At 72.1% G+C, this 12606-nt stretch carries 10 protein-coding genes; 7 read left to right on the forward strand and 3 right to left on the reverse strand.

What is annotated here, in order from left to right; all coding sequences use genetic code 11:
• Positions 1 to 28 precede the first annotated feature (28 nt).
• From ACZ60W_RS29660 to ACZ60W_RS29685, 6 genes are all read left to right on the forward strand, one after another.
• Positions 29 to 820 carry a redox-sensing transcriptional repressor Rex gene (locus ACZ60W_RS29660; RefSeq protein ID WP_469758464.1) on the forward strand — a complete coding sequence of 264 codons (792 nt, stop codon included), beginning with the start codon at positions 29 to 31 and terminating at the stop codon, positions 818 to 820.
• A complete protein-coding gene (locus tag ACZ60W_RS29665; RefSeq protein WP_469758465.1) occupies positions 817 to 2172 on the forward strand; it encodes a glutamyl-tRNA reductase in 1356 nt (451 codons plus the stop codon). Before ACZ60W_RS29660 ends, ACZ60W_RS29665 begins: the two co-directional genes overlap by 4 nt.
• Complete coding sequence (gene hemC, locus ACZ60W_RS29670; protein ID WP_469758466.1) at positions 2169 to 3155, forward strand: hydroxymethylbilane synthase; 987 nt, start codon at positions 2169 to 2171, stop codon at positions 3153 to 3155. The genes ACZ60W_RS29665 and hemC overlap by 4 nt, the downstream gene beginning before the upstream one ends.
• Positions 3152 to 4822: a bifunctional uroporphyrinogen-III C-methyltransferase/uroporphyrinogen-III synthase gene (locus ACZ60W_RS29675; RefSeq protein ID WP_469758467.1), complete on the forward strand. Its 1671-nt coding sequence runs from the start codon at positions 3152 to 3154 to the stop codon at positions 4820 to 4822. The genes hemC and ACZ60W_RS29675 overlap by 4 nt, the downstream gene beginning before the upstream one ends.
• Before the next feature lie 172 nt (positions 4823 to 4994).
• Positions 4995 to 5999, forward strand: a complete 1005-nt coding sequence (hemB, locus tag ACZ60W_RS29680; protein ID WP_469758468.1) for a porphobilinogen synthase — start codon at positions 4995 to 4997, stop codon at positions 5997 to 5999.
• A gap of 160 nt (positions 6000 to 6159) precedes the next feature.
• Complete coding sequence (locus ACZ60W_RS29685; protein WP_469758502.1) at positions 6160 to 6429, forward strand: DUF1876 domain-containing protein; 270 nt, start codon at positions 6160 to 6162, stop codon at positions 6427 to 6429.
• Between the two features lie 51 nt (positions 6430 to 6480).
• Here the strand turns inward: ACZ60W_RS29685 and argS are convergent, their stop codons facing one another.
• Complete coding sequence (gene argS / locus ACZ60W_RS29690) at positions 6481 to 8250, reverse strand: arginine--tRNA ligase (protein WP_469758469.1); 1770 nt, start codon at positions 8248 to 8250, stop codon at positions 6481 to 6483.
• Positions 8251 to 8399: 149 nt separating this feature from the next.
• On the opposite strand from argS, the gene lysS reads away from it, so the two are divergent.
• Positions 8400 to 10181 carry a lysine--tRNA ligase gene (lysS, locus tag ACZ60W_RS29695; protein ID WP_469758470.1) on the forward strand — a complete coding sequence of 594 codons (1782 nt, stop codon included), beginning with the start codon at positions 8400 to 8402 and terminating at the stop codon, positions 10179 to 10181.
• Between the two features lie 98 nt (positions 10182 to 10279).
• Here the strand turns inward: lysS and ACZ60W_RS29700 are convergent, their stop codons facing one another.
• Complete coding sequence (locus ACZ60W_RS29700; protein ID WP_469758471.1) at positions 10280 to 11674, reverse strand: DUF2637 domain-containing protein; 1395 nt, start codon at positions 11672 to 11674, stop codon at positions 10280 to 10282.
• 120 nt (positions 11675 to 11794) lie between these two features.
• Positions 11795 to 12535 carry a DUF3558 domain-containing protein gene (locus tag ACZ60W_RS29705; protein ID WP_469758472.1) on the reverse strand — a complete coding sequence of 247 codons (741 nt, stop codon included), beginning with the start codon at positions 12533 to 12535 and terminating at the stop codon, positions 11795 to 11797.
• Positions 12536 to 12606: the final 71 nt, after the last annotated feature.

Genomic DNA, 12606 nt, shown 5'->3' on the forward strand with positions numbered 1-12606 from the left:
GCAGCCCCGCTCATCCCGCAGGAGCACCGTGGCAACTGGCCGAACTCACCGACCGGCGACCCGAAGCCGAGGAATTCCCGAGGCCACCGTCGCCCGCCTTCCGCTGTATCTGCGCGCCCTCACCGCGCTCTCGGAACGCTCCGTACCCACGGTCTCCTCCGAGGAGCTCGCGGCCGCCGCCGGCGTCAACTCGGCGAAGCTGCGCAAGGACTTCAGCTACCTGGGCTCCTACGGCACCCGCGGGGTCGGCTACGACGTCGAGTACCTCGTCTACCAGATCTCCCGCGAGCTGGGCCTCACGCAGGACTGGCCCGTCGTCATCGTCGGCATCGGCAACCTCGGTGCCGCGCTCGCCGGCTACGGCGGCTTCGCCTCCCGCGGCTTCCGCGTCGCCGCGCTGATCGACGCCGACCCCGCCATGGCCGGCAAGCCGGTCGCCGGGATCCCCGTCCAGCACAGCGACGACCTCGAGAAGATCATCAACGAGGACGGCGTCTCCATCGGCGTCATCGCCACCCCGGCCGGCGTCGCCCAGCAGGTCTGCGACCGGCTCGTGGCCGCCGGGGTGACCTCCATCCTGAACTTCGCCCCCACCGTGCTCTCCGTGCCCGACGGCGTCGACGTGCGCAAGGTCGACCTCTCCATCGAGCTCCAGATCCTCGCCTTCCACGAGCAGCGCAAGGCCGGCGAGGAAGCGGGCGGCGAGAACGCCCCCGAGCCCGACGCCGAGACCGCCGCCGTCGCCCCGCCCGCCCCCCGCGGCGCGAGCGGCGGCCGCAAGGGACCCGACGGGGACCTCCCCGCGGTGATGCCGGCATGAGCCTCCTCGTCGTCGGGCTGAGCCACCGCAGCGCCCCCGTCTCCATCCTGGAGCGGGCCTCGCTGGCGGCGGACACCCAGGCCAAGCTGCTCCAGGACACCCTCGCCGCCGAACCGGCCGCCGAGGGCACCGTCCTGGCCACCTGCAACCGCATCGAGCTCTACGCCGACGTGGACAAGTTCCACGCCGGTGTCGCCGAGCTGTCCACGCTGCTCGCGCAGCACAGCGGCGTCGGCCTGGACGAGCTCACCCCCTATCTCTACGTGCACTACGAGGACCGCGCCGTCCACCACCTCTTCTCGGTGGCCTGCGGGCTCGACTCCATGGTCGTCGGCGAGGGGCAGATCCTCGGCCAGATCAAGGACGCCCTCGCCCTCGGCCAGGAGCTGCACACCGCCGGACGTCTCCTCAACGACCTCTTCCAGCAGGCCCTGAGGGTCGGCAAGCGCGCCCACAGCGAGACCGGCATCGACCGGGCCGGCCAGTCGCTCGTCACCTTCGGCCTGGAGCAGCTCGCCGACGGCACCGACGTGGAGAGCTGGGCCAAGGGCAAGAAGGCGCTCGTCATCGGCGCCGGCTCCATGTCCTCCCTGGCCGCCGCCACGCTCGCGCGCTCCGGCGTCTCCGAGATCGTCGTCGCCAACCGCACCCTCGCCCGCGCCGAGCGGCTCGCCCAGATCCTGGGGGAGCCCGGCGGCACGGGGGTCGCCGCACGCGCGGTCGAGATGGTTGCCGTCGGCGACGAACTGACACGTGCCGACGTCGTCGTCTCCTGCACCGGCGCCACCGGACTCGTCCTCACCGGCGAGGCCGTCGAGGACGCCGTACGCGACCGCCGCGCCCCGCTCGCCCTGCTCGACCTCGCGATGCCCCGCGACATCGACGCCGCCGCCCACCGCATCCCCGGTGTCCGGCTCGTCGACATCGAGTCGCTTGCCGAGGCCTCCGCCGACGCGCCCATGGCCGCCGACGTCGACCAGGTCAGGGGCATCGTCGCCGACGAGGTGGCCGCCTTCGGCGCCGCCCAGCGCGCCGCCCACATCACCCCCACCGTCGTCGCCCTGCGCACCATGGCCGCCGACGTCGTGGCGAACGAGGTCGCGCGCCTCGAGGGCCGGCTCCCCGGCCTCGACGAGAAGCAGCGCGCCGAGATCACCCAGACCGTGCGCCGGGTGGTCGACAAGCTCCTGCACGCGCCGACCGTGCGGGTCAAGCAGCTCGCCAGCGAGCCCGGCGGCGCCGGGTACGCGGACGCGCTGCGGACACTCTTCGACCTCGACCCGGAGACGGTGGCTTCTGTCAGCCGGGCCGACCTGAATGACGCCGACGTCAAGAACCGAGGGCGAGTATGACCGAGAGGGCACTGAGGCTCGGGACCAGGCGCAGCAAGCTCGCCATGGCCCAGTCCGGGCACGTGGCCGACGCCGTCCGGCAGCTGACCGGCCGGCCCGTCGAGCTCGTGGAGATCACGACGTACGGGGACACCTCCCGGGAGCACCTCGCGCAGATCGGCGGCACCGGCGTCTTCGTCGCCGCCCTGCGCGACGCGCTGCTCGCCGGCGAGGTGGACTTCGCCGTCCATTCCCTGAAGGACCTGCCGACCGCGCAGCACCCCGAGCTCGCGCTCGCCGCGATCCCGCGGCGCGAGGACCCGCGCGACGTCCTGATCGCCCGCGAGGGCGTCACCCTGGACCGGCTGCCCCAGGGCGCGCGGGTCGGGACCGGTTCGCCGCGGCGGATGGCCCAGCTGCACGCCTACGCGCGCAACCACGGTCTGGAACTCACCTGCGTCCCGATCCGGGGGAACATCGACACCCGGGTCGGCTTCGTGCACAGCGGTGCACTGGACGCGGTGGTTCTCGCCGCGGCCGGCCTCAACCGCATCGGCGGGACGGCGGAGCTCACCGGCTCCCTGTCGCTCGACCACCTGTCGGTCGACTCCGTCCTGCCCGCCCCCGGCCAGGGGGCACTGGCGATCGAGTGTCCGGCGTCCGACGCCGACCTCGTCGCCGCGCTCGCCGCGCTCGACGACCCGCACACCCGGGCCGCCGTGACCGCCGAGCGATCCCTGCTCGCCGCCCTGGAGGCCGGCTGCTCCGCACCCGTGGGTGCGCTGGCCGACCTGCAGGCCGACGACCCCGGTCACGGGCAGGTTGTCACCGAGATGCGCCTGCGCGGCGTCGTCGGCACCACCGACGGCTCCACGCTCGTGCAGCTGTCCACCACCGGACCCGTACCCACCTCGCACGACGAGGCCATGGCGCTCGGACGCGAACTCGCGGACGAGATGCTCGCCAAGGGAGCGGCCGGTCTTATGGGGGAGCGAGCACTTTGAACCCCACCAGCCCGACCACCAGCCCGCTGTCCCCGGCCTTCGCCGGCCACGGACACGTGACCTTCCTCGGCGCAGGCCCAGGCGACCCCGGACTGCTGACCCTCAGGGCCGTGGAGGCCCTGTCGGGAGCGGACGTCCTGATCGCCGAGCCCGAGGTGCTCGAGGTCGTCCGCGGCCACGCACGTGCGGGGGTGAGCACGCCGGAGCTGACGGTTGTCGACGAGGCGTCAACAGCCGCCGGGGTCCCCGTGTTGAGGGATGCGGCCAATCTTGTCATGGAGGCCGCGAGGGGCGGCAGGCGGGTCGTCCGCGCGGTGACCGGCGACCCCGGCCTCGACGGGAACGCGGGAGCCGAGATGCTCGCCTGCGCCGCCGAGGGCATCCCCTTCGAGGTCGTCCCCGGCGTCGCCACGGCCGTCGGCGTGCCCGCGTACGCGGGTGTGCCGCTGCGTGACGCGCAGGGCACGGACGTGCGCTTCGTCGACGCCCGCACCGCCGACGAGCGGTGCTGGGCCGAGGTCGGCGCCTCCGACGGCACCGTCGTCGTCTCCACCTCCCTGGACTCGGTGGCCGCCGCGGCCGGCGAGCTGGTGTCCGCGGGCCGTAAGCCGGACACCCCGCTCACCGTCACCATCGCCGGCACCACCACCCGCCAGCGGACCTGGAACGCGACGCTCGGCACCATCGCCCAGGTCTTCAAGCAGGGCAAGATCCTCCCCTCGCCCGAGGGCCACCGGCCGGTCATAGCCGTGGTCGGCGACCGCAGCGCCGCGGCCCAGCGGGACCAGCTGTCGTGGTTCGAGTCGAAGCCGCTCTTCGGGTGGCGGGTGCTCGTGCCGCGCACCAAGGAGCAGGCCGCCTCGCTCTCCGACCAGCTGCGTTCCTACGGCGCGGTGCCCCACGAGGTGCCGACCATCGCCGTCGAGCCGCCGCGCACGCCCCAGCAGATGGAGCGGGCCGTCAAGGGGCTCGTCACCGGACGCTACGAGTGGATCGCCTTCACCTCGGTGAACGCCGTCAAGGCCGTCCGCGAGAAGTTCGAGGAGTACGGGCTCGACGCCCGCGCCTTCGCCGGCATCAAGGTCGCGGCCGTCGGCGAGCAGACCGCCGCCGCGCTCGTCGACTTCGGCGTCAAGCCCGACCTGGTGCCCAGCGGGGAGCAGTCCGCCGCCGGCCTCCTGGAGGACTGGCCGCCGTACGACCCGGTCTTCGACCCGATCGACCGCGTCTTCCTGCCGCGGGCCGACATCGCGACCGAGACGCTCGTCGCGGGGCTCATCGAGCTCGGGTGGGAGGTCGACGACGTCACCGCCTACCGGACCGTACGGGCGTCGCCGCCGCCGGCGGACACGCGGGAGGCGATCAAGGGCGGCGGGTTCGACGCGGTGCTCTTCACGTCCTCGTCGACGGTGCGGAACCTGGTCGGCATCGCCGGCAAGCCGCACAACGTGACCGTCATCGCGTGCATCGGTCCCGCCACGGCGAAGACCGCCGAGGAGCACGGGCTGCGGGTCGACGTGCTGTCGCCCGAACCCTCCGTCCACAAGCTGGCCGAGGCCCTCGCGGACTTCGGTCTGCGGCGGCGCGAGGCGGCGCGGGAGGCGGGCGATCCCGTCACGCGGCCGAGCGAGCGGAGGCCGGGGGCGCGGCGCCGTCGGACGACGTAGCGGGTTGCAGTGCGGGGGTGCGGGTCCTTCGGGGCCCGCACCTTTTGTCTTGTGCGGGACGACTGCCCGCACGGAGGGCCACCTGGGATCCCGTTCCGGGGGCGGGACGGGGGGAGGTATGCCCACAAGGTGTTGGTAAGGGCAGGGGGACGGCGGGCGTAGCCTCGGTGGCATGAACTCGTACGGATCGTTTCCCGGGACGCGGCCGCGGCGGCTGCGGACGACGCCCGCCATGCGGCGGATGGTGGCGGAGACGCGGCTGGATCCCGCAGACCTGATCCTGCCCGCGTTCGTGCGCGAGGGGATCGCGGAGCCGGTGGCGATCAAGGCGATGCCCGGCGTCGTGCAGCACACGCGGGACACGCTGCGGCGGGCCGCGGTGGAGGCGGTGGAGGCCGGGGTCTCGGGGATCATGCTCTTCGGGGTGCCGGAGGACGCGAAGAAGGACGCGGCGGGGACGGTGGGGACCGACCCGGACGGCATCCTGCAGGTCGCGATCCGCGACGTGAAGGCCGAGGTCGGGGACGAGCTCGTCATCATGTCGGACCTGTGCCTCGACGAGTTCACCGATCACGGGCACTGCGGTGTCCTGGACGCCGAGGGCCGCGTCGACAACGACGCCACGCTGGAACGTTACGCCGAGATGGCGCAGGTCCAGGCGGACGCCGGCGTCCACGTGGTGGGCCCCTCGGGGATGATGGACGGGCAGATCGGGGTCATCCGCGACGCGCTCGACACCATCGGCAAGGAGGACGTGGCGATCCTCGCGTACACCGCGAAGTACTCCTCCGCGTTCTACGGTCCCTTCCGCGAGGCCGTCGGTTCCTCGCTCAAGGGCGACCGCAAGACCTACCAGCAGGACCCCGCCAACCTCCGGGAGTCGATGCGCGAGCTCGCGCTCGACCTGGAGGAGGGCGCCGACATGGTCATGGTGAAGCCGGCCGGTCCCTACCTGGACGTCCTGGCGAAGGTCGCGGAGTCGGTGGACGTGCCGGTCGCCGCCTACCAGATCAGCGGGGAGTACGCGATGGTCGAGGCGGCGGCCGAGAAGGGCTGGATCGACCGCGACAAGGCGATCCTGGAGACCCTCACCGGCATCCGCCGCGCCGGCGCGCAGATGATCCTCACCTACTGGGCCACCGAGGTCGCCCGGAAGCTGTCCGCCGGACGCCGCTGACCCGGTCCCACCGGCACCCCCTGGGGGCGAGGCCCCACCGGGGCCTCGCCCCCAGGGGTGTTCCGGCGACGCGGCCCGCGTGGGCGAGTGGTGGGGCGGCACGGGGCGGCGCACCCTGGAGGGGTAGCCGACAGGTACCTCGGTGGAGGTGGTCCTCATGATGCACACGCTTGTCGGATGGCATGTGGAGATGGAGTTCAAGGAGGAGGGCGACCGGACGCGGGCCGCGGCGATGGTCCGGCTGTCGGACGGGACGGAGTTCCGGGCGCACGGCACCGCGAACCGTCACCCCTCGGACCCGGACCAGCTGCGGGTGGGCGAGGAGATCGCCGGGGCGCGTGCCCTGATGGATCTGGCCTCGCAGCTGCTCCAGAAGGCCCACACGGAGATCGACCAGGTGTCGGGCCGGACCTCGCACAGCATCCGCTGACGACGAAACCCCCGGCACGGTCGTCCGCGCCGGGGGTTTCGCCTGGGTGTCTCAGAGGCGCTCGGGCGTCCGGATGCCGAGCAGGGCCATGCCCTGGTGCAGGGTGCGGCCCGTCAGGTCGCAGAGGAAGAGGCGGTTCTCCGCGACCTCCTGCGCCGGCTCCGGCTTGATGACGGGGCACTGGTCGTAGAACGTCGTGTAGAGCGAGGCGAGCTGGTAGAGGTACGCCGTCAGCTTGTGCGGGGCGTACTCCGTGGCGGCCTCGGCCACCGTCTCGGCGAACCGGTCCAGGTGGAGGCCGAGCGCGCGCTCCGCCGGGGCCAGCTCCAGCTCGGGGTGGGCGGCGGGGCGACGGTCGCCGGCCTTGCCGAAGATCGACCTGATCCGGGCGTAGGCGTACTGCAGGTACACCGACGTGTCGCCGTTGAGCGACACCATCTGGTCCAGGTCGAACTTGTAGTCCCGCGCCGCGGACGTCGACAGGTCGGCGTACTTCACGGCGCCGATGCCCACGTACCGGCCGTTCTCGACGATCTCCGTCTCGGACAGGCCGACCTTCTCGGCCTTCTCGCGGACGACGGCCGTCGCCCGGTCGACCGCCTCGTCCAGGAGGTCGACCAGCCGCACCGTCTCGCCCTCACGGGTCTTGAACGGCTTGCCGTCCTTGCCGAGGACCGTGCCGAAGGCCAGCTGGACGGCCTTGACCTCGTCGTTCAGCCAGCCGGCCCGGCGGGCCGTCTCGAAGACCATCTTGAAGTGCAGGGACTGGCGGGCGTCCACCACGTACAGCAGGGAGGAGGCCTTGAGGTTCTGCACCCGGTCGCGGATGGCGGACAGGTCCGTCGCCGCGTACCCGAAGCCGCCGTCGGACTTCTGGACGATGAGCGGGGTCGGGTTGCCGTCCGGGCCCTTCACGTCGTCGAAGAAGACGCACAGCGCGCCCTCGGAGCGGACCGCGACGCCCGACTCCTCCAGGATGCGGCAGGTCTCCACCAGCATGTCGTTGTAGCCGGACTCGCCGACGACGTCGCCGTCCCGGATGTCCATGTCGAGCTTGTCGAAGACCGAGTAGAAGTAGATCTTCGACTCGTCGACGAACCGCTGCCACAGCGCGAGGGTCTCCTCGTCGCCGGCCTGCAGGTCGACGACCCGCGCCCGGGCCCGCGTCTTGAACTCCTCGTCGGAGTCGAAGAGGGCGCGCGAGGCCTTGTAGAGCCGGTTCAGGTTCGACATGGCCTCCTCGCCGGAGACCTCGGCGTCGGAGGAGTGGTCCAGCTCGTGCGGGTGCTCGATCAGGAACTGGATGAGCATGCCGAACTGGGTGCCCCAGTCGCCGATGTGGTGGCGGCGGACCACCGTCTCGCCCGTGAACTCCAGGATCTCGACCATCGCCGCGCCGATGACGGCGGACCGCAGGTGCCCGACGTGCATCTCCTTGGCCACGTTCGGCTGGGCGTAGTCGATCACCGTGGTGCCGGCCGCCTCGTTGAACGGGACGCCCAGGCGGGCGTCGGCGGCGCGGGCCGCCAGCGTCCCGACGATCGCCGCGTCCGTCACCGTGATGTTGAGGAAGCCGGGGCCGGAGACCTCGATCTCCTTCAGCACGTCGTTGGCCGGGATCGCCTCGACGACCTTCGCCGCCAGCTCGCGCGGGTTGCCCTTGAGCTGCTTGGCCAGCGCCAGGATGCCGTTGGCCTGGAAGTCGGCCCGGTCGCTTCGTCGCAGCAGCGGGTCGGCGGACGCGGCGTCCGGCAGGGCTGCCGAGAGGCCGTCCGCGAGGCGCTGCTGCACGGTCGAAGCGAGGGAAGGGACCGAGGCCATGAGCTTCCGTTCCTGTTGAGTCCGTCAGATCTGATTCGCCCGTCAAGTGTCCCACGGGCTCGCAACGCGATTTCCCCGCCTGTGGACGGCCGGGCCGTACGGGATGTCGGCTGTGGACAACCTCCGAGTGCGCTCTTCCGTCTGGGAGAATGGCTCACGCAAGGGCTGTCAGGCAGAACCCCCTCAGGAAGAAGGACGTACCGACCGTGGCTCAGAGCAGCACCGAGACCGACTGGGTCTCCCGTTTCGCGGACGAGGTCATCGCCGAGTCGGAGCGACGTGCGCCTGGCAAACCGGTCGTCGTCGCCTCCGGCCTCTCCCCGTCCGGCCCCATCCACCTCGGCAACCTCCGCGAGGTCATGACCCCGCACCTGGTGGCCGACGAGATCCGCCGCCGCGGGCACGAGGTCAGGCACCTGATCTCCTGGGACGACTACGACCGCTTCCGCAAGGTGCCGAACGGCATCGAGGGCATCGACGCGTCCTGGGCCGAGCACATCGGCAAGCCCCTGACCTCCGTCCCGGCCCCCGCCGGCTCGCCCCACCCCAACTGGGCCGAGCACTTCAAGGCCGCGATGGTCGAGTCGCTCGCCGAGCTGGGCGTCGCGTACGACCCCATCAGCCAGACCGAGCAGTACACCGCGGGCACCTACCGCGAGCAGATCCTGCACGCGATGAAGCACCGCGGCGACATCGACGCCATCCTCGACCAGTACCGGACGAAGAAGGCGGCGAAGAAGCAGTCGCAGAAGCCGGTCGACGCGGCCGAGCTGGAGGCCGAGGAGGGCTCCGGCGCCGCCGCCGAGGACGACGGCTCCGGCGGCTCCTCGGGCTACTTCCCGTACAAGCCGTACTGCGGGCGGTGCGACAAGGACCTGACGACCGTCACGTCGTACGACGACGAGACGACCGAGCTGGCCTACACCTGCACGGACTGCGGCTTCTCCGAGACCGTCAAGCTCAGCGAGTTCAACCGCGGCAAGCTGGTCTGGAAGGTCGACTGGCCCATGCGCTGGGCCTTCGAGGGCGTCGTCTTCGAGCCCTCCGGCGTCGACCACTCCTCGCCCGGCTCGTCCTTCGTCGTCGGCGGCCAGATCGTCCGCGAGATCTTCGGCGGCGTCCAGCCCATCGGCCCGATGTACGCCTTCGTCGGCATCAGCGGCATGGCCAAGATGTCCTCCTCGCGCGGCGGGGTGCCGACCGCGGCCGACGCCCTGAAGATCATGGAGGCGCCGCTGCTGCGCTGGCTCTACGCCCGCCGCAAGCCCAACCAGTCCTTCAAGATCGCCTTCGACCAGGAGATCCAGCGGCTGTACGACGAGTGGGACAAGCTGGAGGCCAAGGTCGCCGACGGCACCGTGCTGCCCGCCGACGCCGCCGCCCACTCCCGCGCCGCCCGCACGGCCGCCGGCGAGCTGCCCCGCACGCCCCGCCCGCTGCCGTACCGGACGCTCGCCTCGGTCATGGACATCACCGCCGGCCACGACGAGCAGACCCTGCGGATCCTGACCGAGCTCGACCCGGAGAACCCGGTCACCTCGCTCGACGAGGTCCGTCCGCGGCTCGACCGCGCCGAGAACTGGATCACCAACCAGGTCCCGGCCGACCAGCGCACCATCGTCCGCGAGGAGCCCGACACCGAGTTGCTCGGCTCCCTCGACGACGAGGGCCACGAGTCGCTCCGGCTGCTTCTGGCCGGCCTCGACACCCACTGGTCGCTCGACGGGCTCACCACCCTCGTCTACGGCGTCCCGAAGGTGATGGCCGGTCTCGACGCCGAGGCCAAGCCGACGCCCGAGCTGAAGCTCGCGCAGCGGGCCTTCTTCGCCCTGCTCTACAAGCTCCTCGTGAGCCGGGAGACGGGACCGCGTCTGCCCACGCTGCTCCTGGCCGTGGGCGCGGACCGGGTGAGGAAGCTCCTCGCCGCCTGAGGTCGCGCACGGTACGGAGGAGGGCCGCCCCCGGGAATCCGGGGGCGGCCCTCCTCCGTCCGCCGCGGCGCGACCCCTGCGGTCGTCGCCGCCGGGCGTCAGGCGGTGTCGAGCTCGGCCATCGCGTCCGAGACCCGCTGCTGGGTCGCGGGGATGATCCGGTACAGCAGGTCGGTGTCCGCGGCCGGGAACTCCTGGAGGCCGTAGTGCGCGGCGACCAGCTGCGCCAGCTCGGCGTCGGCCGGGAACCGGTCGTTGTCCTGCACGTACGACCACATGATCTTGAAGACGTCCTCGTCGAACTCGTTCACGGGAGGCTGCGCCTCCTCGACGTACTCGGGGTACGGGACGAACTCCTCGGGACCCGGCGGCGGCACGTCCTCCGGACCCTGCGGGACCGGGACCGGCATGGGCTCCAGGCCCTCCACGATCTGCGGGTTGTACGTCCCCTCGTACGTCTCCGGCGACGTCTGCGCCGCGAACCACTGGCTCTCGTGGTTCACCGGCCCGCCGGGGTGCGGCCCCTGCGCCGGGACCTGCCCCTGCGGCTGCCCCTGGACCGGTCCCTGGACCTGCCCCTGGACCTGCCCCTGGGCGGGGAACTGCGGCTGCGGCTGCCCGGGGACCTGCCCCTGGGGCGGAACCTGGCCCGGCACGGGAAGCGGAGCGCCCGGAAGCTGCCCCTGGCCCTGGCCCTGGCCCTGCCCCTGCCCCTGGCCCTGCACCGGCTCCTGGAACCCGGCCGGCAGCTCGGCCTGACCCGGCACGAGCGCCACCGCCTGCTGCTCGGACGGCAGCACCGCCGGCTCGATGCCCGCCGCCGCCAGACCCGCGGCGGCCGTCTCGGCCAGCGGGACGCCGTACCGCGCCAGCCGGAGCGGCATCAGCGCCTCCACCGGCGCCTTCCTGCGCCAGCCGCGACCGAACCGCGCCTGCAGGCGGGCCTGGTAGATCAAACGTTCCTGCTCCAGCTTGATGACCTGCTCGTAGGAACGGAGCTCCCACAGCTTCATCCGCCGCCACAGCCGGAACGTCGGCACCGGGGAGAGCAGCCAGCGGGTGATCCGCACGCCCTCCATGTGCTTGTCGGCCGTGATGTCCGCGATCCGGCCCACCGCGTGCCGCGCGGCCTCGACGGCCACCACGAACAGCACGGGGATCACCGCGTGCATGCCGACGCCCAGCGGGTCGGGCCAGGCGGCCGCGCCGTTGAAGGCGATCGTCGCCGCCGTCAGCACCCACGCCGTCTGGCGCAGCAGCGGGAACGGGATCCGCAGCCACGTCAGCAGCAGGTCGAGCGCCAGCAGCACACAGATGCCGGCGTCGATGCCGATGGGGAAGAAGTACGAGAAGTCGCCGAATCCCTTCTGCAGGGCGAGCTCACGGACGGCGGCGTACGAGCCCGCGAAGCCGATCCCGGCGATGACCAGCGCACCGGCGATGACGAGGCCGATGAGTATTCGGTGTGTGCGTGTCAGCTGCATCGCGGCCACCCGCGATCCCCTCCCGTCAAACGACATCCGGCGCGCACAGAGTGGCACATGCGCGAGGAGCCCGGCCCCCGGGGGAGGGACGGGCTCCGCATGGATGTGCCACCCTGCGCGGGTTTGTGACTACTTGTTTGCCGCCGCGACCGCCGCCACGGCCTCCTTCGCCGCCGCCACGGCGCCGTCCACGATCGCCTTGTCCGTGGGGGTCGCGGCACCCGCGTATCCGGCACCGTTGTACGACAGCAGCACCAGCACGTTCCCGGTCCGCGCCACGACCGACGCGTACACGAAGTCCTCGTCCGTCTTGCGCACCTGGTAGGTCACCGCCTGCGCCTCGTCGCCGATGCCCGGCGCCGCCAGCGTCCGGAGCTTCTTCGCGCCCGGCGTCTGCTGGACCTTGGCGAGCTCCTTGCCCAGGTTCTCCTGCGCGCGCTCCTGGCCGCTGCCGAGCGCCGCGTCCGACTCGTACCGGTAGAAGGACACGTCCAGCCAGCGGTAGTGCGAACCCTTCACGCCCTTGTCGTCCAGACCGTTCCACGAGCAGCCGCCCCGGTGGGCCAGGTCGCTCGACGCGGCGGGCGTGCCGGTCTTCGTCTTCGCCTTGGGCACCAGCGCGCCCGTCGTCTTCGCGGAGATCGACTTGCAGACGTCGGGCAGCTTCGCGAACTTCGCGGGATCGACCGTCTTCGTCGACTGCGAGGGCGACGGGGTCGCCGACGCGGACGCGGACGCCTTGTCCTGCCCCTGAGGGGTGCCGGAGCTGCTGGAGTCGCCGGAGTCCGAGGAGCAGCCGGCGGCGACGAGCATCACCGGGACGGCTGCGCAGGCGAGTATGCGGGTGAGTCGCGAGGCAGATCGCTGCATGGTTCCTTCAGTCGCTTGTCGTACGGTCCGGCCGGCGGTCCGGGTGACGGCCGTGGCCGTGGCCACGGGGC

It is taken from the genome of Streptomyces sp. NPDC104202 (assembly GCF_055584185.1).

What these genes read in the sequence shown, in the direction of transcription:
- ACZ60W_RS29665 (WP_469758465.1), top strand. Translation starts at nt 817, where the DNA reads ATGAGCCTCCTCGTCGTCGGGCTGAGCCACCGCAGCGCCCCCGTCTCC.
- hemC (WP_469758466.1), top strand. Translation starts at nt 2,169, where the DNA reads ATGACCGAGAGGGCACTGAGGCTCGGGACCAGGCGCAGCAAGCTCGCC.
- hemB (WP_469758468.1), top strand. Translation starts at nt 4,995, where the DNA reads ATGAACTCGTACGGATCGTTTCCCGGGACGCGGCCGCGGCGGCTGCGG.
- ACZ60W_RS29685 (WP_469758502.1), top strand. Translation starts at nt 6,160, where the DNA reads ATGCACACGCTTGTCGGATGGCATGTGGAGATGGAGTTCAAGGAGGAG.
- argS (WP_469758469.1), bottom strand. Translation starts at nt 8,250, where the DNA reads ATGGCCTCGGTCCCTTCCCTCGCTTCGACCGTGCAGCAGCGCCTCGCG.
- lysS (WP_469758470.1), top strand. Translation starts at nt 8,400, where the DNA reads ATGGCTCACGCAAGGGCTGTCAGGCAGAACCCCCTCAGGAAGAAGGAC.
- ACZ60W_RS29705 (WP_469758472.1), bottom strand. Translation starts at nt 12,535, where the DNA reads ATGCAGCGATCTGCCTCGCGACTCACCCGCATACTCGCCTGCGCAGCC.